The 20,771-nt window shown below is 70.6% G+C and carries 21 protein-coding genes; 15 read left to right on the forward strand and 6 right to left on the reverse strand.

Annotated elements, in window-relative coordinates; genetic code table 11:
• Nucleotides 1-83 precede the first annotated feature (83 nt).
• From OG570_RS11680 to OG570_RS11695, 4 genes are all read right to left on the reverse strand, one after another.
• Complete coding sequence (locus OG570_RS11680) at nucleotides 84-845, reverse strand: hypothetical protein (protein ID WP_326945353.1); 762 nt, start codon at nucleotides 843-845, stop codon at nucleotides 84-86.
• Nucleotides 842-1,753: an ABC transporter ATP-binding protein gene (locus tag OG570_RS11685; protein ID WP_326956502.1), complete on the reverse strand. Its 912-nt coding sequence runs from the start codon at nucleotides 1,751-1,753 to the stop codon at nucleotides 842-844. Before OG570_RS11685 ends, OG570_RS11680 begins: the two co-directional genes overlap by 4 nt.
• Before the next feature lie 100 nt (nucleotides 1,754-1,853).
• The gene (locus tag OG570_RS11690) at nucleotides 1,854-2,606 is read right to left on the reverse strand and encodes a hypothetical protein (protein ID WP_326945351.1); all 753 of its coding nucleotides are present in this window, start codon (nucleotides 2,604-2,606) and stop codon (nucleotides 1,854-1,856) included.
• Between the two features lie 26 nt (nucleotides 2,607-2,632).
• Entirely contained in the window at nucleotides 2,633-3,571 is a 939-nt protein-coding gene (locus OG570_RS11695) for an ABC transporter ATP-binding protein (protein WP_326945350.1), read from the reverse strand.
• A gap of 207 nt (nucleotides 3,572-3,778) precedes the next feature.
• On the opposite strand from OG570_RS11695, the gene OG570_RS11700 reads away from it, so the two are divergent.
• From OG570_RS11700 to OG570_RS11710, 3 genes are all read left to right on the forward strand, one after another.
• Nucleotides 3,779-4,366, forward strand: a complete 588-nt coding sequence (locus OG570_RS11700; RefSeq protein ID WP_326956503.1) for a TetR/AcrR family transcriptional regulator — start codon at nucleotides 3,779-3,781, stop codon at nucleotides 4,364-4,366.
• Nucleotides 4,363-5,274 carry an SDR family NAD(P)-dependent oxidoreductase gene (locus OG570_RS11705; RefSeq protein WP_326956504.1) on the forward strand — a complete coding sequence of 304 codons (912 nt, stop codon included), beginning with the start codon at nucleotides 4,363-4,365 and terminating at the stop codon, nucleotides 5,272-5,274. Before OG570_RS11700 ends, OG570_RS11705 begins: the two co-directional genes overlap by 4 nt.
• 163 nt (nucleotides 5,275-5,437) lie before the next feature.
• The gene (locus OG570_RS11710) at nucleotides 5,438-6,340 is read left to right on the forward strand and encodes an endonuclease domain-containing protein (protein WP_326956505.1); all 903 of its coding nucleotides are present in this window, start codon (nucleotides 5,438-5,440) and stop codon (nucleotides 6,338-6,340) included.
• Between the two features lie 4 nt (nucleotides 6,341-6,344).
• On the opposite strand, the gene OG570_RS11715 is transcribed toward OG570_RS11710, so the two are convergent.
• Together OG570_RS11715 and OG570_RS11720 are read right to left on the reverse strand one after the other, a co-directional pair.
• Complete coding sequence (locus OG570_RS11715; protein WP_247059510.1) at nucleotides 6,345-7,001, reverse strand: response regulator; 657 nt, start codon at nucleotides 6,999-7,001, stop codon at nucleotides 6,345-6,347.
• Complete coding sequence (locus OG570_RS11720; RefSeq protein ID WP_442788313.1) at nucleotides 6,998-8,176, reverse strand: sensor histidine kinase; 1,179 nt, start codon at nucleotides 8,174-8,176, stop codon at nucleotides 6,998-7,000. Before OG570_RS11720 ends, OG570_RS11715 begins: the two co-directional genes overlap by 4 nt.
• Nucleotides 8,177-8,365: 189 nt before the next feature.
• Between OG570_RS11720 and OG570_RS11725 the strand changes: the two genes are divergently transcribed.
• From OG570_RS11725 to OG570_RS11780, 12 genes are all read left to right on the forward strand, one after another.
• Nucleotides 8,366-9,883: a dynamin family protein gene (locus OG570_RS11725; RefSeq protein ID WP_326959982.1), complete on the forward strand. Its 1,518-nt coding sequence runs from the start codon at nucleotides 8,366-8,368 to the stop codon at nucleotides 9,881-9,883.
• Nucleotides 9,884-9,944: 61 nt separating this feature from the next.
• Nucleotides 9,945-10,592 carry a hypothetical protein gene (locus OG570_RS11730; protein ID WP_326945347.1) on the forward strand — a complete coding sequence of 216 codons (648 nt, stop codon included), beginning with the start codon at nucleotides 9,945-9,947 and terminating at the stop codon, nucleotides 10,590-10,592.
• Nucleotides 10,593-10,637: 45 nt separating this feature from the next.
• On the forward strand, nucleotides 10,638-11,117 hold the full coding sequence (locus OG570_RS11735) for a YqeB family protein (protein WP_326945346.1): 480 nt from the start codon (nucleotides 10,638-10,640) through the stop codon (nucleotides 11,115-11,117).
• The gene (locus OG570_RS11740) at nucleotides 11,114-11,728 is read left to right on the forward strand and encodes a TetR/AcrR family transcriptional regulator (RefSeq protein ID WP_326956506.1); all 615 of its coding nucleotides are present in this window, start codon (nucleotides 11,114-11,116) and stop codon (nucleotides 11,726-11,728) included. The genes OG570_RS11735 and OG570_RS11740 overlap by 4 nt, the downstream gene beginning before the upstream one ends.
• Before the next feature lie 192 nt (nucleotides 11,729-11,920).
• Complete coding sequence (locus OG570_RS11745; protein WP_442788314.1) at nucleotides 11,921-12,262, forward strand: nucleotide exchange factor GrpE; 342 nt, start codon at nucleotides 11,921-11,923, stop codon at nucleotides 12,260-12,262.
• Complete coding sequence (locus tag OG570_RS11750; protein ID WP_326945343.1) at nucleotides 12,259-14,097, forward strand: dynamin family protein; 1,839 nt, start codon at nucleotides 12,259-12,261, stop codon at nucleotides 14,095-14,097. The genes OG570_RS11745 and OG570_RS11750 overlap by 4 nt, the downstream gene beginning before the upstream one ends.
• Nucleotides 14,098-14,201: 104 nt before the next feature.
• The gene (locus tag OG570_RS11755) at nucleotides 14,202-14,915 is read left to right on the forward strand and encodes a hypothetical protein (protein WP_326945342.1); all 714 of its coding nucleotides are present in this window, start codon (nucleotides 14,202-14,204) and stop codon (nucleotides 14,913-14,915) included.
• A gap of 350 nt (nucleotides 14,916-15,265) precedes the next feature.
• Nucleotides 15,266-17,089, forward strand: coding sequence for a phosphoenolpyruvate carboxykinase (GTP) (locus tag OG570_RS11760; RefSeq protein ID WP_326945341.1), 1,824 nt, complete (start codon nucleotides 15,266-15,268; stop codon nucleotides 17,087-17,089).
• 70 nt (nucleotides 17,090-17,159) lie between these two features.
• The gene (locus OG570_RS11765; RefSeq protein ID WP_326956507.1) at nucleotides 17,160-18,002 is read left to right on the forward strand and encodes a TIGR03621 family F420-dependent LLM class oxidoreductase; all 843 of its coding nucleotides are present in this window, start codon (nucleotides 17,160-17,162) and stop codon (nucleotides 18,000-18,002) included.
• 13 nt (nucleotides 18,003-18,015) lie between these two features.
• Nucleotides 18,016-18,891, forward strand: coding sequence for a TIGR03621 family F420-dependent LLM class oxidoreductase (locus OG570_RS11770; RefSeq protein WP_326956508.1), 876 nt, complete (start codon nucleotides 18,016-18,018; stop codon nucleotides 18,889-18,891).
• Nucleotides 18,888-19,493 (forward strand): ABC transporter ATP-binding protein, encoded by a 606-nt coding sequence (locus OG570_RS11775; RefSeq protein ID WP_247059500.1) that lies wholly within the window; start codon nucleotides 18,888-18,890, stop codon nucleotides 19,491-19,493. The genes OG570_RS11770 and OG570_RS11775 overlap by 4 nt, the downstream gene beginning before the upstream one ends.
• Nucleotides 19,487-20,767, forward strand: a complete 1,281-nt coding sequence (locus OG570_RS11780; RefSeq protein ID WP_326956509.1) for a hypothetical protein — start codon at nucleotides 19,487-19,489, stop codon at nucleotides 20,765-20,767. Before OG570_RS11775 ends, OG570_RS11780 begins: the two co-directional genes overlap by 7 nt.
• Nucleotides 20,768-20,771 lie beyond the last annotated feature (4 nt).

Here is a 20,771-nt window from a genome sequence, read left to right on the forward strand (position 1 = left end):
ATGTCCGGCGCCTGTGAGAGAAGCCACAACGTTTTCATCTTCTCTTAACACAGTTTTGTGGAGTAGTGAGACGGCGATCACGCTCAGGCGTCACGCTTCGCCGTGACGACCACGCCGGCCACGAACAGGGCAACGCTGATGGCCGCGAAGTAACCGAGGTAGCCCCACGGGCTCAGCGGCGCGGCCGACAGCTGCAGCGGCCCGGCGGCGAAGCCACCCGCGCCGACGAACTCGTCCGCGGCGTGGAACGGCATCCACTGGTAGATGTGCCTGCCCGCGCCCGGGATGAAGACGACCAGGCCCTCCAGCAGCTGCGTCCACACGAGCACCGCGGCCAGTGCGAAGGCGACGTTGCGCAGCAGCAGCGCGACCCCGACGCCGGCCACCGCGGTGAACAGGAAGACCAGGCTCTGGCCGAGCACCGAGCGCCACTCCGCACCCGAGTGCAGCGCGAGATCGGCGTCCGGCTGCACCAGCGTCCCGACACCCCAGGCGCCGAAGCCGACGACCAGCCCGAGCACGGCACCCACCGCGCCGATGATCGTCACCTTCGCCAGCAGCGCGGGCACCCGGCGCGGGACGGCCTGGAAGGTCAGCCGCATCGTGCCCCAGCCGAACTCCGACGCCGTCGCGAGCACGGCGAGCACGAGCAGCACGGTCCGGCCGTTGCCACTCGCGAGCTGCGTGTTGCCGACGGTCGCCGGGATCTCCGGCCCGGCCAGCGCGAAGAACAGCGCGGTGAAGCCGAGCGGCGCGACGAACGCGAGGGTCAGGCACCACCACGGCGCCCGGGTGCTGAAGAGCTTGATGCGCTCGGCGCGGAGCAGGTTCGACGTCGTCGTCACTTCGCGACCTCCGGAGCGGCGGAGAATTCGACGGCCTCGCGGGTGAGGTCGAGGTAGGCCTGCTCGAGCGAGCCGGTGATCGGGCTCAGCTCGTGCAGCGTCGCGCCGGCGTCGAAGGCGAGCTGCCCGATCCGGTCACTGTCCACTCCGGACACCACGAAGGCGCCGTCGGCCTCGGTGAACTCCACCTGCCCGGTGAGCGCGGCGCGCAGCTCGTCGGCGTGCGGGGTGCGCACGCGCACGCCGTGGTGGCTCGTGCGGGCGACGAACTCGTCCATCGTGCCCTGGTAGATCAGCCGGCCCCGGCCGATGACGACCAGGTCCTGGGCGGTCTGCGCCATCTCCGGCAGCAGGTGGCTCGACACGAACACGGTCCGGCCCTCGGCGGCGAGCGAGTGCAGCAGCTGCCGGATCCAGGCCATGCCCTCGGGGTCGAGGCCGTTGACCGGCTCGTCGAACAGCAGCACACGCGGGTCGCCGAGCAGCGCGGCGGCGATCCCCAGCCGCTGCAGCATGCCGAGCGAGTACCGCCCGGCCCGCGTCTTCCCGACGCTCGTCAGCCCGACCAGCGCCAGCACCTGGTCGACGCGCTTGTCGGGGATGCCGTTGGTCGCGGCCAGCCAGCGCAGGTGGTCACGCCCGCCGCGGCCGGGGTGGCGCCAGCCGGCGTCCAGCATCGCGCCGACCGTCGTCAGCGGGTCCTTCAGCTCTCGGTACGGAACGCCGTCGATGAGCACGGTCCCGGCGTCCGGCGTGTCGAGGCCGAGGATGAGCCGCATCGTCGTGGACTTGCCGGCGCCGTTCGGGCCCAGGAACCCGGTGACGCGGCCGGAGCGCGCGGTGAAGGTCAGCTGGTCCACGGCGGTCGTGTCGCCGTACGCCTTGGTCAGTGCCGTCGCTTCGATCATCCGCCCACCCGTCCCGTCGCGGTGAGCCTAGCGAGAAACGAAAAATCCGGGTCGCCCCCCGACAGCGCGACCCGGATTTCCCGTTTTCCCCTGTTTCCCCTCAGGCGTCCCGCTTCTTCGCCACCCCGAGGGCGATGAGCAGGAACACGATCGAAACCCCGGCGAAGTAGGCCAGCGCCCAGCCCGGGCTCAGCGGCGAATCCGACGGTGCCGGGCCGTTCCCGGCCGGCGTCGAGCCGACGAGGAACTTGTTGGCCACGTTGAACGGCATCCACTCGTGGATGTGGTTGCCGATCTTCGGGATCAGCTGCACCAGGCTCTCGACGGCCAGCGCGTAGATGAGCAGCAGCGCGATCGCGCCGGCGCTGTGCCGGATCATGATGCCGATGGCGACGGCGAGCACCGCGCTGAAGGCGAAGATCAGGCCGAGCCCGGCGACGTTCGCCCAGTCCTGGCCGGTGGTCAGCGCGAGGTTGTCGTTCGGGCGCATCAGCTTGGCGAGGCCCCACGCGCCGAACCCGGCGATCTCGCCGAGGATCAGCGCCATCAGCCCGACGACGACGGCCTTGGCGACCAGCGCCGGCGAGCGGTGCGGCACCGCCTGGAACGTGGTGCGGATGGTGTTGAAGCGGTATTCGGTGGTCACCGCGAGGGCGGCGAGCACCATGACGACGGCGATGCCGAACTGCGAGCCACCGAACTGGGTGGCCGAGACGGTCAGCGAGTCGCCGGCCTCGGTGGCGCCGGCCAGAATGGCGGCGAAACCGACGGACAGGACGAGGGTGATGAGCGCGCACCACCACGGCGAGCGGGTGGTGAACAGCTTGATGCGTTCGACCGCGAGCAGGTTCATGATCTTGGTTTCCCCGTGGAATTCGGTTACTTGGCGGACTCGAGCACTTGGTGCGCCTCGGCTTCGAGACCGGTGTGGTATTCGACGGAGTCGCCGGTGATCTGCATGAAGGCCTGCTCGAGCGAGCCGGTCTGCGGGCTCAGCTCGTGCAGCACGATCCGGTGCTCGGCGGCGATCTCGCCGATCTTGTCGCTGTCCATCCCGGACACGACGAGCGCCTTCTCGTCGCCGGTGACGCCGGCGCTCGCGCGCTGCAGGACGTCACGCAGCTCGGTCAGCTGCGGCGAGCGGACCTTGACCGTGTTCTCCGCGGCGCGGGAGACGAAGTCTTCGGTCGACGACTGCGAGATCAGCTGCCCGCGGCCGATCACCACGAGGTTGCTGGCGGTCAGCGCCATCTCCGAGAGCAGGTGGCTCGACACGAAGACCGTGCGGCCTTCCTCGGCCAGCCGGTGCATGAACTTCCGGATCCAGAGGATGCCCTCCGGGTCGAGGCCGTTCACCGGCTCGTCGAACAGCAGCACCTCGGGGTCGCCCAGCAGAGCGGCCGCGATGCCGAGCCGCTGCGACATGCCGAGGGAGAACCCGCCGGCGCGCTTGCTCGCGACGTTGCTCAGGCCGACGGTGTCGAGCACCTCGTCGACGCGGGCGGCCGGGATCTTGTTGGACTTCGCCATCCACTGCAGGTGGGCGCGCGCCGAGCGGTTGGGGTGCACCCACTTCGCGTCGAGCAGCGCTCCGACGGTCCGCAGCGGCTGCTTGAGGTCGTGGTACTTCTTGCCCCCGATGGTGACCTGGCCCCCGGTGGGGTTGTCCAGGCCGAGGATCATGCGCATGGTGGTCGACTTGCCCGCTCCGTTGGGACCGAGGAAGCCGGTGACCTGCCCCGCGGCCACGGAGAACGACAGGTTGTTCACCGCCAGCGTCTTTCCGTACCGTTTGGTGAGGCCCGTTGCCTCGATCATGGCTTGCTCCTCTTCGCCCCTCGCTTACGACGTACCTATCGTCGCGGGTGAGGACCTGTTCGCGCGTCACCCTGTAGACCGAACCGGGCCCCCTACCTGAGTAGTACCTTCCTGGCTTTTCGGCCGATGCGCGATCGGTGATGACCCTGACCCGACCCTGATGCCGACACGGGTGACACCATTAATGAACTGTGATTCAATAATGGCGTGGCCCGGCCGAGGAGCATCACCGACGAGCGGCTGCTGGCCGCGGCGGAGACCGTGATCGGCCGCTGCGGACCCGGCTTCACCCTGGCCCAGGTGGCCGCCGAGGCCGGGGTCGCGGTCGGCACGGCCGGGCAGCGCTTCGGGTCGAAGGCCGGTTTGCTGCAGGCGCTGAGCCGGCGCGCGACGGCCCGCGCGGTCGAGCAGATGCGGGCGTGCGCGGATTCCTGGGATGACCCGATCGTGGGACTGCGCGAGGCGGCCGTGACGGTCTACGCGGTGCTCGGCGACGCCGAAGAGGCGGCCAACCACCTGGGCCAGCTCGGCGTGGACATCGGCGACCCGGTGCTGCGGGCGCTGCTGGGCGAGCACTACGCGGCGGTGGAGGCGGAGCTGGGCCGCCTCGTCCGCGCGGCGGCGGGCGAGCTGCCGCACGCGCCGAGCGTGCCCCGCGCCGCGCGGGCGCTGCTGGCGGTGATCAACGGGGTGTCGCTGGACTGGTCGATCCGGCCGCAGGGGCGGCTGGCCGACCGGCTGGCCGAGGACGTCGACGCGGTGCTGACCGCGTGGCGGGGACGGGAGAAGACATGAGTTTGCTGGGCAAGGTCGCGGTGGTCACGGGGGCGACCCGGGGCTGCGGCCGCGCGATCGCGGTGGAACTGGGCCGCGCGGGGGCGACGGTGTACGTCACCGGCCGGTCGACGCGCGAAACGACGTCACCGATGAAGCGCCCGGAAACGATCGAGGAGACGGCGGAACTCGTCGAAGCGGCGGGCGGCAAAGCCGTCCCGGTGCGCTGCGACTTCACGTCGGTGTCCGATGTGGACGCTCTGAAGGCCCGCATCGAGTCCGAAGTGGACGGAGTCGACATCCTGGTCGACGACGTCTGGGGCGGCGACATGTACTTCCACTTCGACGCGCCCTTCTGGGAAACGCCGCTGGAAGACGCGCTGAGCCTGACGCACAACGCGCTCGACACGCACCTCATCGCGCTGCACAAGCTGCTGCCGCTGGTCGTCGCCCGCCGCGGGCTCGTGCTGGAGGTGACCGACGGCGACAACGACGACTACGTCGGCGCGGGCCTGCCGTACTACCTGGCCAAGTGCGGCATCCGCGCGCTCGGCCGCGCACTGGGCGTCGAGCTGAAGAAGAACGGCTGCGTCGGCCTCGCCGTCACCCCGGGCTTCCTGCGCTCGGAATCGATGCTGGACATCTTCGAGGTCACCGAAGCCACTTGGCGCGACGCGGTAGGCAAGCTCGCCCCGGTCGACTTCAAGATCTCCGAGACCCCCTACCTGCTGGCCCGCGGCGTCGCGGCCCTGGCCCAAGACACCGACGTCGCCCGCTTCGCGGGGCAAACGCTGGCGTCCTGGACCCTGATGAAGGAGTACGGCTACACGGACATCGACGGTGACCGCCCGGACTTCGGCCGCTGGCTCACCGAAGTCCGCAACGCGGGCAAGAACCCGGCAACCACACCCCCGGACGACTACCGCTAGCCCAACCCGTCACTTTCACGTGAAAGTGACACCCCGGACCCCTGTAAGCGGCACTTTCACGTGAAAGTGCCGCTTGTGGATAGCTTTTCGAGGTTGTGGACAAGTGGCATCTTGTTGATCTTGGGACGGTGTTGCGTGCGCTGGCGTGCCGCAGGCTTGTCCAGTGTTCCGTGATCACAGTAGTGACCTGGTCGACTTCGCCGAGCCCTTCGTCGGTAGCCAAGCTGTAGCCGAGGGCGTGGTGACGTCGCGAGCTTTGCGGTCTCCCTTGTTCACCCGGTTGTTCCGAAACATCTACGTCGCGTCGGCGGTTGAAGTCACGCATTCGATGCGATGCCAGGCTGCTGCTTTGCTCGCACCGCGAGGCTCCGTCCTGTCCGGGTGCTCGGCCGCGGCCGTCAGGGGCTTCGAGTTGGTCGGCACCCACGATCCGGTCGAGTTCGTTCTGCCGGAAAGCTTGCTGTTCGCTCGTCAGGCAGGTGTGCACATCCGGAGGACCAGCCGTGGACAGATCGACAGTGAGGCGTGGGGCGACGTTCGCCTCGCTACGCCACTGCGGTTGACCATGGATGTCTTGACGAACACCAAGCTCCACCGGTCGCTCCCCCGAGTCGTCGGTTATCTCGATGTCCTCCTCCGCTCCGGGCTGGTGGACTTGGCTGAACTTCGCGACTACCTCGAGTCGCGCCGCGACAATGGGATGGTTCGAGCTAGGAAAGCGGTCGAGCTGGCTGATGCACGCTCGGAGAGCGTTCCTGAGTCCGAGCTGCGGGTGTGGCTGACCGTCGCCGGGCTGAAACCCGACATCCAGGTCAACGTCGTGGCCGGGGCAGGTGTCTTCCTCGGTCGCCTCGATCTGGCGTTCCAAGAGCAGAAGCTGGCGGTCGAATACGACGGTGAGTGGCATCTCGGGGGGAGCCAGCCACGTCGTGACGAGCTACGCCGCGCCGCGATCGAAGCCGAGGGATGGCGTTTCGTGGTCGTCACCAAGGCCGACTTGTACGGCGAACCGAAGCGTGTGGTCGAAGTCGTGCGAGCGGCACTTTCACGTGAAAGTGCCGCTTGAGCCGCTAAGCGAGGCCGGGGCGGGCGAGGCCGGTTTCGTAGGCCAGCACCACCGCCTGCACCCGGTCGCGCAGGTCCAGCTTCGCCAGGATCCGGCCGACGTGCGTCTTCACCGTCGCCTCCGAGAGGAACAGCGCCTCGGCGATCTCCAGGTTCGACATGCCCTTGGCGATCAGCACGAGCACCTCGCGCTCGCGGTCGGTGAGCACGTCCAGCTCGGCCGTGTCGCGCATCGGCGTGCCGCCGGCGCCGACGAAGCGGTCCAGCAGCCGGCGCGTCACCGACGGTGAGACGACGGCGTCGCCCGAAGCCACCGCCCGCAACGCCGAGACCAGGTGGTCGGGCTGGGTGTCCTTCAGCAGGAACCCGCTCGCCCCGCCCTGCAGCGCCGCGTAGACGTACTCGTCGAGGTCGAACGTCGTCATCACGAGCACCCGCGCGGTGCCGTCGGCGACGATCTTCTTCGTCGCCTCGACGCCGTCGAGCACCGGCATCCGGACGTCCATCAGGACAACGTCGGGGCGCAGCTGTTCGGCCAGCCGGATGGCCTGGGCGCCGTCACCGGCCTCGCCGACGACGTCGATGTCCTCCTGCGCGCCCAGCACCATCCGGAACCCGACACGCATCAGTTCCTGGTCGTCGACGACCACCACACGGATCACTGCGCCAACCTAACCGGCAGCGCCGCGCGGACCTGCCACCCACCACCCGGTGCCGGGCCGACTTCGAGCGTCCCGCCGTAGACGTGGGCGCGTTCGCGCATGCCGATCAGCCCGTTGCCGCCCGGGACGGCCAGCCGGGGCGTGGCGCGGCCCGCGGGGATCAGCTGCGGGAGGCGGCCGGCGCCGTCGTCGGACACCAGGACCTCGACCAGGTCGCCGGTCCGGTGCAGCCGCACGGACGCGGTCGCGCCGCGCCCGGCGTGCTTGAGCGTGTTGGTCAGCGACTCCTGCACGATCCGGTACGCCGCGAGCGACACGCCGGCGGGCAGGTCGCCGAGCTCGTCGGTCTCCAGCGTCACCGGCACACCCGCCGCGCGCATCCGCTCGGCCAGGTCGGCGATGGCGTGCGCGTCCGGCTGCGGGACGCGCGGCTCGCCTTCGGCGCGGTCGTTGCGCAGGACGTCGAGCAGCGCGCGCAGCTCGCCGAGCGCGCCGCGGCCGGTCTCGGAAATCGTCTGGAGGGCTCGCTGGGCGAGCTCGGGGTTGCTGCGGATCGCGTACGAGGCGCCGTCGGCCTGTACCACCATCACGCTGACCGCGTGCGCGACGACGTCGTGCAGCTCGCGCGCGATGCGGCCGCGTTCCTCGGCCACCGCGATCCGGGTGGCCTGGTCGCGTTCGGTTTCGAGCAGGTGCAACCTCGCCTCCACTTCCACGTCGTAGGCGCGGCGCGCCCCGACGAACTCGCCGAGCGTCCAGCACAGCGCGATGCCGAACGCCAGGAACAGCACCGCGATGAGGATGTCCCCGGACTGCTCGATCAGCAGCTGGACGGCCGACGCGACCACGACCGCGCCGACGAACACCACGCCCTGGCGCCGTCCGGCGTAGACGACGACGGAGTAGATGCTCATCGCCAGCCCGGCCGCGCTGCCGATGCCGAGCATCAGCGCCGCGTGCACGATGCTGATCACCAGCACGACGTACGCCGACCACAGCGGCGACTTCCGCCGGAACACCAGCGGCGTCACCATCGCGATGATCACCGGGATCCCGACGTACCAGGGCGGCAGTTCGGGCACCTCGGCGAAGCCGTCGGCGGCGAAGAGCATCAGGTCGAACAGCCCGAGCAGGACGGCCAGCACCGAGTCGCCCGCCATGGGGTGGGCACGCATCCAGAGACTCAGCCGTCGCACCAGGCAACACTAGGTCCCGGCCCGCGGATCCCGCGTCGGTCGCCGGTACCACCTTCGGTGCGACCCAGGGATGAGGCTCGTGGGACGATTCCCGGGGTTGTCCGTACGACGGGAGGGCTGGGGGCCGTGACGTCACCGGAGCAGGGCCGGCTCGCCGGTCCGCTGTCGATGTCCGTGGCCAACCTGTGCCACCGCCTTCAGTCGCAGGTGTCCGCGCGGACGTCGGCCGGGTTCGCCGAGGTGCTGCGCCGGCTCGGCGCGCCGCTGCAGGTGGCCGTCGCCGGGCGGATCAAGTCGGGCAAGTCCACGCTGGTCAACGCCCTGATCGGGCGCCGGGTCGCGCCGACCGACATCGGCGAGTGCACCCGGCTGGTGACCCGCTTCCAGTACGGCACGGTGGACCGCGTCGAGATCGTCTTCACCGACGGCCGCAAGCAGGTGCTCCCGTTCGCCTCGGACGGGATGATCCCGGCCGAGCTGGGCGTCGACATCACCAAGGTCTCGCACATCGAGGCCTACCTGACCAACGCCGTCCTGCAGGGCATGACGGTGATCGACACCCCCGGCCTCGGCTCGCTCGACGCCGCGTCGGTGTCGCGCACCGAGCTGCTCCTCGGCGCCGCGAAGCACCGCAAAGACGACGAAGAGGGCTCCGACGACCTCGACGACACCTCGCGCAACGCCGTCGCCGGCGCCGAGGCCGTCCTCTACGTCGTCACCCAGGGCGTCCGCGCCGACGACCAGCAGGCGCTCGCCGCGTTCACCGCGGCCACCGCGAGCCGCGAGGCCGGCCCGGTCAACGCCATCGCCGTCCTGAACAAGGCCGACACCATCGCGCCCGAGTCGGTCGAGGGCTCCGACGGCGACATCTGGAAGGCCGCGACGATCCTCTCGGAGAAGCAGGCTTCGACGCTCAAGCCGCGCGTCGCCGACGTGCTGCCGGTGATCGGGCTGATCGCGGAGTCCGCCGAGTCGGGCGGCTTCACCTCCGCCGACGCCGAGGCGCTGCGGGCGCTGGCCGACCTCGACGACGACGTCCTGCAGACCATGCTGATCTCGGCCGACATCTTCACCAGCTGGGAGTGCGACGTCCCGGCCGGCACCCGGCTGCGCCTGCTGGAGAAGCTCGACCTGTTCGGCGTCTCGCACGCCGTCGACGTCATCCGCAAGGAACCGGAGATCACGGCGGGCGCGCTGCGGCGGTCTCTGCTGGACGCGTCGGGCCTGGAAGCCGTGCGGCAGCGGCTGTCGATCGTGTTCGCCGCCCGCGCCGACGGGATCAAGGCGGCCGCGGCGCTCGCGTCGGTCACCGCGCTCGCGCACGCCTCCGGCGATCCGGCCGAGCGCCAGCGCGTGCACGACGCCATCGAGGTGCTGCTCGCCAAGCCCGAGGCCCACCAGCTGCGGCTGCTCGAAGCGCTGACGCTGGTCGCCTCCGGCGCCGTCGACATGCCCGAAGACCTCTCCGAAGAGGTGCTGCGGGTGGGCAGCAACGCCGACATCGGCGCCCAGCTCGGCAAGCCGGGCGCGCCCCGGCCGGAGCTGGCCGCGCACGCGCTGGAGCGCGCGGGCTGGTGGCGGTCCTTCGCGTCGTTCGGCGCGACGCCCGCGCAGAGCCGCGTTGCGCACGTGGTGCACCGTGCATATTTCCTGATCTGGCAGCAGGTGCGCGAGCCACAGGCCTGACGCTTGTTTCACGTTGCCGACTTCTCCTGGAGAAGCGGCTTTTCCGCGTACTGTGGAAAGCGTGCAGCTGGAGAACACGACATCCTGGCGAGCGGGCTGGAGCAGCGAGACGGAGATCGACGTCGCGCTGTACATCCGTGACGCCTTGGCGCTGTCCGTTTCCGAAGGACAGGTCCTGCCGCCGGTGGAGCCGCAAGTCCCGGTGCACGTCCCGCCGGAGATCGACCGCGCCGCCGTCCAGGAGCAGTGGGCGGACTGGTGGAACGACCTCCTCGCGTTCCTGCGCGGCCGCGTGGACCCGGATCCGCGCAGCCCGCGCAACCGCTACGGCAGGCCCGCGCTCGCCCACGATTCGGCGATGCGCCAGGCGATCGAGTACTTCGCCCCGGCCGCGTCCCGGCACTTCGCCAACGCGCGCGGCCCGGCGCTGCGCGGGGCGGGCGAGCCGTCGGGCACGACCCCGTGGGCGCCCGGCTTCTACCGGCGCCAGATCGTCGCCGGCGAGCGGCTCGGTCAGCTCGTGCGGGAGGCCGAGGTCCGGCAGGGGCGGCGCGCGTACCCGTTCCGGCTGAACGTCATCGAGATCTCCGTGGCCGGCTCGATCTGCCTGCGCACGGCCGACGACCAGCTGCTGGTCTCGTCCCGGTTCGCCGAGGACGGCCCGGGGCTGGAGGCCAAGCTCCGCGAGGTCATCAACGAGCTGGTCTGACCCCCGGCTTTCATAAACCGAGCGCGCGGTCTGATAATGGACGGCATGGAGACGACCGTCGACGAGCCGTCGTGGCTGCGCACCGGGTCCTGGGTCGGCTGCCCGCTGGCGGGCGCCGCGCTGGGCGTCGGGGTGTGGGCCATCGCCGCGTGGGTCACCGGCCTGCCGGCCTTCCCGTTCCAGGGTGTGTTCAAGGTGCTCACGAAGCTGCCGCAGCCGTGGGCGACGCTCGCCGCCGTCGCCGGCGGCCTGGTGCTCGGGTTCGCGTTCGCGGTGATCTGGGCGCACGACCGGCTGGTCGTCACGGTGTCGCCGGCCCGCGTCACGCTGGTCCGCGGTGAGAAGACACGGCGCATCGAAGCCGAGCTGGACGCCGTCTACCTCGACGGCAAGGAGCTCGTCCTGCACACCGTCGACGGCCGGGAGATCGCCCGCGAGAAGACCGACCTCGGCGGGCCCGAGCTGGCCAGGGCGTTCGCCGAACACGGCTACCCCTGGCTCGACGAACCGCCGGCCGAGCGATGAGAACGGTCGACCCCGCGAAGCACGCGGCCAAGCGCCGGGCGATCGTCGACGCCGCCGCCGGGTGCTTCGCCGAGAAGGGCCTGGAGCGGACGACGACCGCGGACATCTGCCGCGCCGCGGGCATCAGCTCCGGCAGCCTCTTCCACTACTTCCCCACCAAGCGCGCGGTGTTCACCGCGATCTTCGAGGAGGACGCCCGCGACACGGCCGAACGGCTCGCCGCGGCGGCCGAGGCGCCCGACCCGTGGACCGCGCTGCTCGACGTCGCGCTCGCGCTGGCGGCCGAGGTCGCGCACCCCGCCATCGCCCGGCTGGTGCTCGAGGCCGCCGCGCAGGCCGCGCGCGACGACGAGTTCGCCGCGCTGATCCGGCGCAACGAACGCGCGCTGGCCGACGGCCTCGCCGTCTTGATCGAGCGGGCCGTGGCCGCCGGGCTGATCGACCCCGGCGTCCCGCCGCACGCCGCGGCGGGCTGGGTCGCCGCCCTCGCCGACGCGCTGATCACGCGGGCGGCGTTCGACCCCGACGTCGACACCGCGGCCGAACTCGCGGTCCTCCGGACGATCTTGATCCGGTTCCTTCGCCCGGTTTCGCCCCCGGATGGCGTCTGAGTGCTCCAAACTGGTGGAATCTGCGGTGAGCCGGACGGGGTGGTGCGGGTGGCGTGGTTTCGGAAGGACGGCGTGGTGGATGCCGACGAGACGCCCACCGGCCAGATCCCGGCGCTGAGCATCGCGCAGATCATCGAAGAGGCCGACGCGGAGAAGGGAACCGACGGCGCGAAGCCGGCGTCGGACACCGATGTGCACCCCTTGCAGCCGGTCATCACCTCCCCGATCGACCTAGAGCACGCACTCGCCGATCGCCAGGCCTTGATCCAGATGTGCTTGTACGCACTGGATCGCGCCCGCAGCGGCGGTGTTGTCGAACGGCTCGAAGAGGGGCTGGCCGCGATCGGCGTCCAGGCCCTGCGGCCCGACGGCGAGCGGTTCGACCCGGCCCGGCACGAAGCCGGCGGCGCGCTGCCGACCGAAGACCCGTCGCTGGACGGCGTCGTCGCGGAAACCGAGGTCACCGGCTTCGCCGACCACGACCGCCTGCTGCGTGCCCCGATCGTCATCGTCTACGCGAAGAAGACCCCGTGAGCGCACCCACCGCGCCGAGCCTGCCCGCGCAGGTCCAGGCGGCCCGTGACCAGCTGCTGACCGTCGTCCGCGACGCCGACCCCGACGCCGCCAGGTGGGTCGACGCCATCCGGAAGGCGCGGCCGAAGAAGCCGGCCGTCGTGGTCGTCGGCGAGACGAACCGCGGCAAGAGCTCCCTGGTCAACGCCCTGCTCGCGCGACCGGGACTGTCCCCTGTGGACGCCGACGTCGCCACCGCCACCTACCTCGTGTTCGACCACGCGGAGACCTGGGGCGCGCAGGCCTGCTACCCCGGCCAGCTGGCACCGGTGCCGATCGACCTCGGCCAGCTGATCAACTGGGTGTCGGCCGCGCACGAGCTGCCGCCGGGCCAGATCCCGCCGCGCTACGTCGAGGTCACCGGCCCGGTGCCGCTGCTCGAACGGCTTTCGCTGGTCGACACCCCCGGCGTCGGCGGGCTCGACTCGATGCACGGCGAGCTGGCCAAGGAGGCCGCCGCGGGCGCGACGGCGCTGCTGTTCGTCGTCGACGCGTCCGCGCCGTTCACCTCGACCGAGCTGCAGTTCCTGCGCGACGTCGGCGAGCGCGTCGAAACCGTGGTGTTCGCGCTGACCAAGGTGGACATGTTCCGCGGCTGGCGCGAGGTGCTGGCGGCCGACCGGCAGCTGCTGGCCGAGCACGCGCCCCGCTTCGCCGACGCCGTGTTCCACGCGGTGTCGCCGCGGATGTTCGAGACGGCCGCGAAGGCGCCCAACGAGCAGATGGCCGCGATGCTGCGGGAGAAGTCCGGCATCGCAAGCGTCCAGACGGCGTTGCAGGAGCTGCTGGTCGGCCGCTCGGCGATGCTCGGCGAGGCCAACACGCTGCGCGCGTTGTCCAGCGCGCTCGCCGTGCTCAAGGCGAAGCTGCAGGCCGAGAGCCGGGCGCTGTCGGCGGGCGAGGCCGAGGCCGAGCAGCTGCGCGAACGCCGTGACCAGCTGCAGGCCGAACGCCGGACGTCGACCCGCGGCTGGCAGCTGAAGCTGCGGGGCGAGGTGCAGCGCACCCGCGTCGAGGTGCTGCACGAGAGCAGCCGCCAGATGCGGGACGCGCAGACCCACTTCCGGCAGCTGATCGATGCCGCGAAGCGCGACGAGCTGACCGCGTTGCCGCAGCAGGTCGACATCGCGCTGCAGACGACGTCGCAGCGGATCTCGATGCTGCTTTCCCAGCGGCTCAACCAGGTCACGAACGTCTCGCTGTCGGAGCTGTTCTCGCCGGAGGAACTGGACGTCATCCGCGCGCAGTTCGCGCGCGCCGGCGGGCCGCCGGTCGTGCTGCGCCCGCCGGACAAGAAACCGCCGACGGCCGAGGACAAACTGCTCGTCTTCATGGGCATCTCGGGCGGCGTCGGTGCGGGCAAGGTGGCCGCGCTGCCGCTGGCCGGCGTCGCGATCCTCAACCCGGTGGTGCTGCCGGTGACGATCATCATCGGCCTCGGCGCGGGCTGGTGGATGGCCCGCACGCGCAAGCACGCGGCCGACAAGCAGCACATGAAGCAGTGGCTCGTCGAAGCCATCGCGGACGCCCGCTCGACGCTCGACCAGCTCGTCGCCGAGCAGCTCATCGAGGCCGAGCAGCAGCTGTCGATGGCCCTGGACGAGGCCCTCGGCCGGCGCATCGACGCGATCGAGGCCGAGCTGAAGGAAGTCGACAAGACGATCAAGATGGGCGCCCAGGAACGGGCGAAGAAGATCGCGATCGTCTCGAAGCGGCTGAAAGAAGTCAGCGACGGCCGTGACCGGGCCGAAGCGTTCCTGACCCGGATCCGGGCATTGCGGGACAAGCCGGCCTGAGCGCGCGTCCGGTTGTGGTGGGGAACCGAACCGGCCTACGGTGAGTCATACCCTCAGACAGCAGGTCGGAGAACGGCGTTACCCGGTTCGAAGGGGGAAGTCCCATGTGGGTCGACGAGAGTGGCGGCAGCGACACCGACGCCAGTGGTGCCGAGGCGATGACCGTGCACGTCGACGGCCAGGAGTACCAGGCCGAGGTCAACTACGACGTGAACGACGACGGCGTCAACGACACCGCGATCGTCGAACACGACGACGGCACGGCCCAGGCCTTCATCGACACGAACCACGACGGCCAAGCCGACCAGTACGCCGTCCTCGACGAGACGGGACACGTCGTCGAGCAGGCCGTCTACGACGAGGCCAGCGGCGAGTGGATCCAGTCGGAAGGCGGGGGCCACGACGACTCCGACTCCGGCACCGGCCACGAGGACAGCTCCGGCGGCCACATCCACGCGGACATGCCGGACGGTGAGGTCGACGCGGGGGCGGCGACCATCGACACCGACCACGACGGACACAACGACACCGCCGTCGTCGAGACGAAGAGCGGCGGCACCATCGCCTTCACCGACAAGGACGGCGACGGCGAAGCGGACATCGCGGTGCAGGTCGACGCCGACGGCACGTCCACGACGTTCGAGCACAGCGGCCCCGGCCAGTGGACCGAGGTCTCCAGTGGACTGCTGGATTCGGGCAGCGACCAGCAGATCGGCGACCCCGCGGGTGACGCCGAGTGGGGCGGCGCCGGCACGCAGACGCTCGAGGGCGTCGCGCACATCGACTCCGGCACCGGGCAGTGGATCTCGCCCAACTGAAACGTTACCCAGGTCACAGTTTGAAAGCCCGGCGCACGCGCGCCGGGCTTTTTTCATGTCGCAAATGAAAACAAGCAGGTCACGGGTGTGAGGCCGCCCACCGCAAGATTTACTGCGAATGCACCGATCCGGTGACGTCTGAATCGATTCCCTTATCGTTCTTGTGAGAGAACGTACACGTCAGCTCTCGGTTACCTGCCGGTCATGCGGCTACTCTCGGGGAATCCCAAAAAACGCACACCGGCTTCGCCAGCCGGTGTGCGAAGCCATTCGGTCGCCGGCAACGCAGCCCGCTCCGGAACACAGCCGTTCCGAGCGGGCTCATTTGTCGTCGGAAGTCAGGAGCAGAGATGACCGCAGTCGCCATCCCCGGACTGGACACCGCGCCGACGACGCACACCGGCGTGCTGTCCTTCGTCCGGGAGGTCGCCGAACTGACCACCCCGGACCGCGTGGTGTGGGTCGACGGGTCTGACGAAGAAGCCGCCCGGATCAACCAGGAGCTCGTCGAAGCCGGCACGTTCGTGCAGCTCAAGTCGAAGCCGAACTCCTTCTGGGCCACCTCCGACCCCAACGACGTCGCCCGCGTCGAGGACCGGACCTTCATCTGTTCGGAGCGTCCCGAGGACGCCGGTCCCACCAACAACTGGACCGACCCGGCCGAGATGAAGGCCACCATGACCGAGCTCTTCCGGGGCTCGATGCGCGGCCGCACGATGTACGTCATCCCCTTCTGCATGGGCCCGCTCGCCGACGAGAATCCCAAGCTGGGTATCGAAATCACCGATTTCGCCTACGTTGTCGCCTCGATGCGCGTGATGACCCGCGCCGGCCGCGCCGCCCTCGACAAGTTCGTCGGGCCGGACGGCAGCGAGCGCGAATTCGTGCCCGCGCTGCACTCCGTCGGCGCGCCGCTCGAGCCCGGTCAGAAGGACTCTTCCTGGCCGTGCAACGAAACGAAGTACATTTCGCACTTCCCGGAGGAGCGCGCGATCTGGAGCTACGGCTCGGGTTACGGCGGCAACTCGCTGCTCGGCAAGAAGTGCTACTCGCTGCGCATCGCCTCGGTGATGGCGCGCGACGAGGGCTGGCTCGCCGAGCACATGCTGATCCTCAAGCTGATCTCCCCCGAGGACAAGGTCCACTACGTCGCGGCGGCGTTCCCGAGCGCCTGCGGCAAGACCAACCTCGCGATGCTGCAGCCGACCATCCCGGGCTGGCGCGCCGAGACCCTCGGTGACGACATCGCCTGGATGCGCTTCGGCGAAGACGGCCGGCTCTACGCGGTCAACCCGGAGTTCGGCTTCTTCGGCGTCGCGCCGGGCACCGACTGGCACACCAACCCGAACGCCATGCGCACCATCGAGCAGGGCAACACGGTCTTCACGAACGTCGCCCTGACCGACGACGGCGACATCTGGTGGGAGGGCATGGAGAACCAGCCCGAGCACGCCACCTCCTGGAAGGGCCAGGAGTGGACGCCGGAATCGAGCGAGAAGGCCGCGCACCCGAACTCGCGCTACTGCACGCCGATGTCGCAGTGCCCGATCCTCGCCGACGAGTGGGACGACCCCAAGGGCGTGCCGATCTCGGCGATCCTGTTCGGCGGCCGCCGCAAGACCACGGTGCCGCTGGTCAACGAGGCCCGCGACTGGCAGCACGGCGTCTTCATGGGCGCCACCATGTCGTCGGAGACGACGGCCGCGGCCGCCGGCGCGGTCGGCAACGTGCGCCGCGACCCGATGGCGATGCTGCCGTTCCTCGGCTACCACGCCGCCGACTACTTCAAGCACTGGCTGACGCTGGGCAAGAACGCCGACGCGAACAAGCTGCCGAAGATCTTCTACGTCAACTGGTTCCGCCGCGGCGACGACGGCCGTTTCCTGTGGCCGGGCTTCGGCGAGAACTCGCGCATCCTGAAGTGGGTCGTCGACCGCGTCGAGGGCAAGGGCAACGCGGTCGAGACGCCGATCGGCTTCGTGCCGCGCGCCGAGGACCTCGACACCGAGGGCCTCACCGAGTCGCTCGAGGACATCCAGGCCGCTCTCGACGTCAAGCCCGAGGAGTGGCGCGCGGAGCTGCCGCTGATCGAGGAGTGGTTCGACAAGATCGGCGACACCGTGCCGACGTCGCTGCGTGACGAGCTCGACGCGCTGGCCCAGCGCCTCGCCTGAGTCTCTCTGCCGAGAAGGGGACGTCCCGTGTGGACGTCCCCTTCTTGATGTCTGCAGGTAGGTTCGCCCCATGAGACCGTTCCGCTTCGGGGTGGCGCTGGTGGCGCCCGGCTCACGGGCCGAGTGGGTGGCGAAGTGCCGCCAGGCCGAGGATCTCGGTTACGACGTCGTCGGCGTGGTCGACCACCTCGGGCGGGTCGCGCCGGTGCCGGCGCTGCTGCTGGCGGCCGAAGCGACCGAGCGCGTCAAGCTGAACACCTACGTGCTCAACGCGAGCTTCCACAACCCTGTGCTGCTGGCCCGCGACCTCACCGGGCTCGACGAGTTCACCGGCGGCCGCCTCGAGATCGGGATCGGCGCGGGTTACGTCCGCGCGGAGTTCGAGGCCGCCGGGATCGAGTGGGGCACACCCGGGCAGCGGTTCGCGCGGCTGAAGCGCGTGGTCGCCGAGATCGAGCGCGCGTACGCGGGTCGCCCCCGGCCGCCGCTGCTGCTCGGCGGCCGCGGCGACCGGATGCTGGAGTTCGCCGCCGAGCACGCCGACACCATCGCCTTCACCGGCACCGCGCCCGGCGCGGCCGAGGGACGGCTGGCCCTGGCCGGTCCCGCCGCGGTCGCCGAGCGCGTCGACTTCGTGAAGCGGGCGCTCGGCGGTCGTGACACCGAGCTCAACCTGATGGTCCACCTCGTCCGGATCACCGACGACCGGCAGACGGCGCTCGAAGAGGCCCACCGGCTCGTGCCGCACCTCGACGTCGGCGAGCTGGGCGAGCTGCCCACCGTCCTCATCGGCTCGGCGGAAGCGGCGGCCGAGCAACTGCTGCGCACGCGCGAGACGCTCGGCATCAGCTACTTCACGGTGATCGAGGACGACCTGACCAGGCTGGCCCCGGTGATCGAAAAGCTCCGCTGAGTACCGTGTCCCTATGACTGGGGACTTCCGCTTCGGCGTGAACATGGTCGTGCCGGACAGTCGCGCCGCGTGGGTCGGGAAGTGCCGCCAGGCCGAGGACTTCGGCTTCGACGTCGTGTCCGCGGCCGACCACCTCGGGTTGGCGCCGCCGTTCCCGGCGCTCGTGCTCGCCGGCGAGGTCACTTCACGCGTCAAGCTCAACACCTACGTGCTCAACACGCCGTTCTACAACCCGGTGCTGCTCGCCCGCGACGTCACGGGCACCGACCGGTTCACCGACGGCCGCCTGGAGCTGGGGCTCGGCGCGGGGTACGTCAAGGAGGAGTTCGAGGCCGCCGGGTTGCCGTTCCCGTCCGCCCGCGAGCGCGTCGACCACCTCGAACGCACGATCCTCGAGCTCAAGCGGTCCTACGCCGACCCGGAGCACAAGCCCGCGCCGGCGCGTCCGGAAGGCCCGCCGCTGCTGCTCGGCGGCCGCGGCGACCGGATCCTGACCCTCGCCGCCGAGCACGCCGACATCATCGGCTTCACCGGCACGGCCAAGTCGCCGGACGCCGGCGCGCTGGTCCCGGCGAGTGCCGAGGACATCGGGGAGCGCGTCGAGTTCGTCCGATCGAAGCTCGGCGACCGCGAGGTGGAGTTCAACCTGCTCTGCCACTTCGTGAAGATCACCGAAGACCGCGCGGGCGCGCTCGAGGACCTCGCGAAGCTGACGCACGGCGTGCTGAGCGCCGAGCAGCTCGCCAGAGTCCCGACCGCGCTGGTCGGCCCACCCGCCGCGGTCGCCGAGCAGCTCCACGCGCACCGCGAGCGGTTCGGGCTGACCTACTTCACCGTCCTGGAGCACAACATGGCCCAGTTCGCCCCGGTCCTCGAAGCGCTCCGATGATCGACGCGAAGGGGATCGGCGTCCGCGCCGGCGACATCTGGCTGTTCGACGACCTCGACTTCAGCGTCGACGCCGGTGAGGTCGCCGCGATCGTCGGGCCGAACGGAGTCGGCAAGTCGACGTTGATGCGCTGCTTCTACGGCATGCAGCGGCCGCAGCGGGGCCGCGTGCTGGTGGACGGCAAGCTGCCCGACGAGCGGGACGTCGAGTTCCGGCGGAAGGTGTCGGTGCTGTTCGACGACTCCGACTTCTTCGCCGAGCTGACCCCGTTGCAGCACCTCGACCTGCTCTCCGGCACGTTCGGCGCCGACCTCGGCGACCACCAGGACCTGCTGCGCGACGCGGGCCTCGGTGAACGCATGCACGTCACGTCCGGGCACTTCTCCGCCGGCCAGCGCCGTCGGTTGCTGCTGCTCGGCGTCACCGCGCGGCCGCACCGCGTCCTGCTGCTCGACGAGCCGGAGCGCGCGCTGGACACCGCGGGCAAGGAGTGGCTGGTCGAGGTGATCGCCCGGTCGACGGCGGCCGGCGCGGCGGTCGTGGTGGCCACCCACCACCCGCCGCTGCTGGAGGCCGCGGACAGCGTGCTCGAACTGTGGTGACCGTCGCGCCGCGGCGGATGAAGATCCCGGGCCGCAAGCGCTTCGGCGGGATCTTCAGCGGCGACACGGCGTCGTTCGTCTTCCTGTTCGGCTTCGGGTTCCTCTTCACGGCGTTCTTCCACGTCGACGGCTGGCGCCCGGCGGTCTACGGCTCGTCGCGAGTGGACTTCCCGGCCGTCCTCGGCTTGCTGACGCTGTGCTGCGCGGTCGGCTGGCGCGGCCTGCTGCGCCGCGGGTTCGCCTGGGTCGAGCCGGCCGAACTGACCTGGCTGGACTTCGCCCCTGTGGACCGCGGCCGCGTGGTCGCGCTGCGGCTGCTCGGCGCGTGGACCGGCGTCGTGGCGGTGACCGGTTACCTGGCCGCGCTGCTGCTCGCGGTCGGCGGCGGCGGGCTCGACGAGTGGCGCGCGGGGATCGCCGTCGTCGCGGCGACCGCCGTGATCGCGTACGTGACGGCGCGTCGGACGGCGTTGTGGTTCGACGCGGCCGGCCCGCTGGTGCTGGCGGTGCTCGGGCTGGCGATCGCCGCGTTCCACCTCGGCGCCGCCACGGTGGAGTTCGTCGCGGCCGGCGTGGTCGTCGCGGCCCTGCCGCTGGCGTTCGGCGGCGAGCCGGTGACGCGCGCGGGCCGGTCGGCGCTGCTCGCCGGCTGGGAGGGCCGGGTGCTGCGCTCGGTCGCCGTCACCTTCCTCGACCCGATGATGCTGCTCCCGCCGTCGGCGCCGGTCGGGCGGATCTCCGTGCGCCGGCCGACGCCGCTGCGGCTGGCCGTGGCGGAAACCGTCGGCCGGACCAAGTACGCGGGCGCGGCCGTGCTGGTCGGCTTCGCGATCGTCGTCGCGCACATCGCGCTGCCGACGCTGCCGGGCCCGGTCCTCGTCGGCCTCGGCGCGTACCTCGCGTTGACGCCGTTCAGCGCCGGGCTCGGCGAGCTGTGGCGCAACCCGGGACGTCGCCGCTGGCTGGGCTCCCCGGACCGCGACCTGGTGCTGGCGAACGGCCTGGTGCTCGCCGGCGTCGGCCTGCTGTGGGCGGTGGTGCTGTACGGCGTCACGCTGGCGGCCGGGACGTCGTTCGCCGGGCCGGCGTGGCTCGCGGTGCCGCTGTCGGTGCTTTCGATCCTGCGCACGGTCACCCGCAAGGCCGTCGACTACGGCAACCCGGCGTTCGTGGACACCCCGATGGGCCCGATGCCCGCCAACCTCGTCCGCCAGCTCTTCCGCGGGCTCGACCTGCAGGTTATCGGGATCGTGCTGCTTTCTTTGCGCATTTGACCTA

It is taken from the genome of Amycolatopsis sp. NBC_01286 (assembly GCF_035982555.1).
Lineage (GTDB): Bacteria > Actinomycetota > Actinomycetes > Mycobacteriales > Pseudonocardiaceae > Amycolatopsis.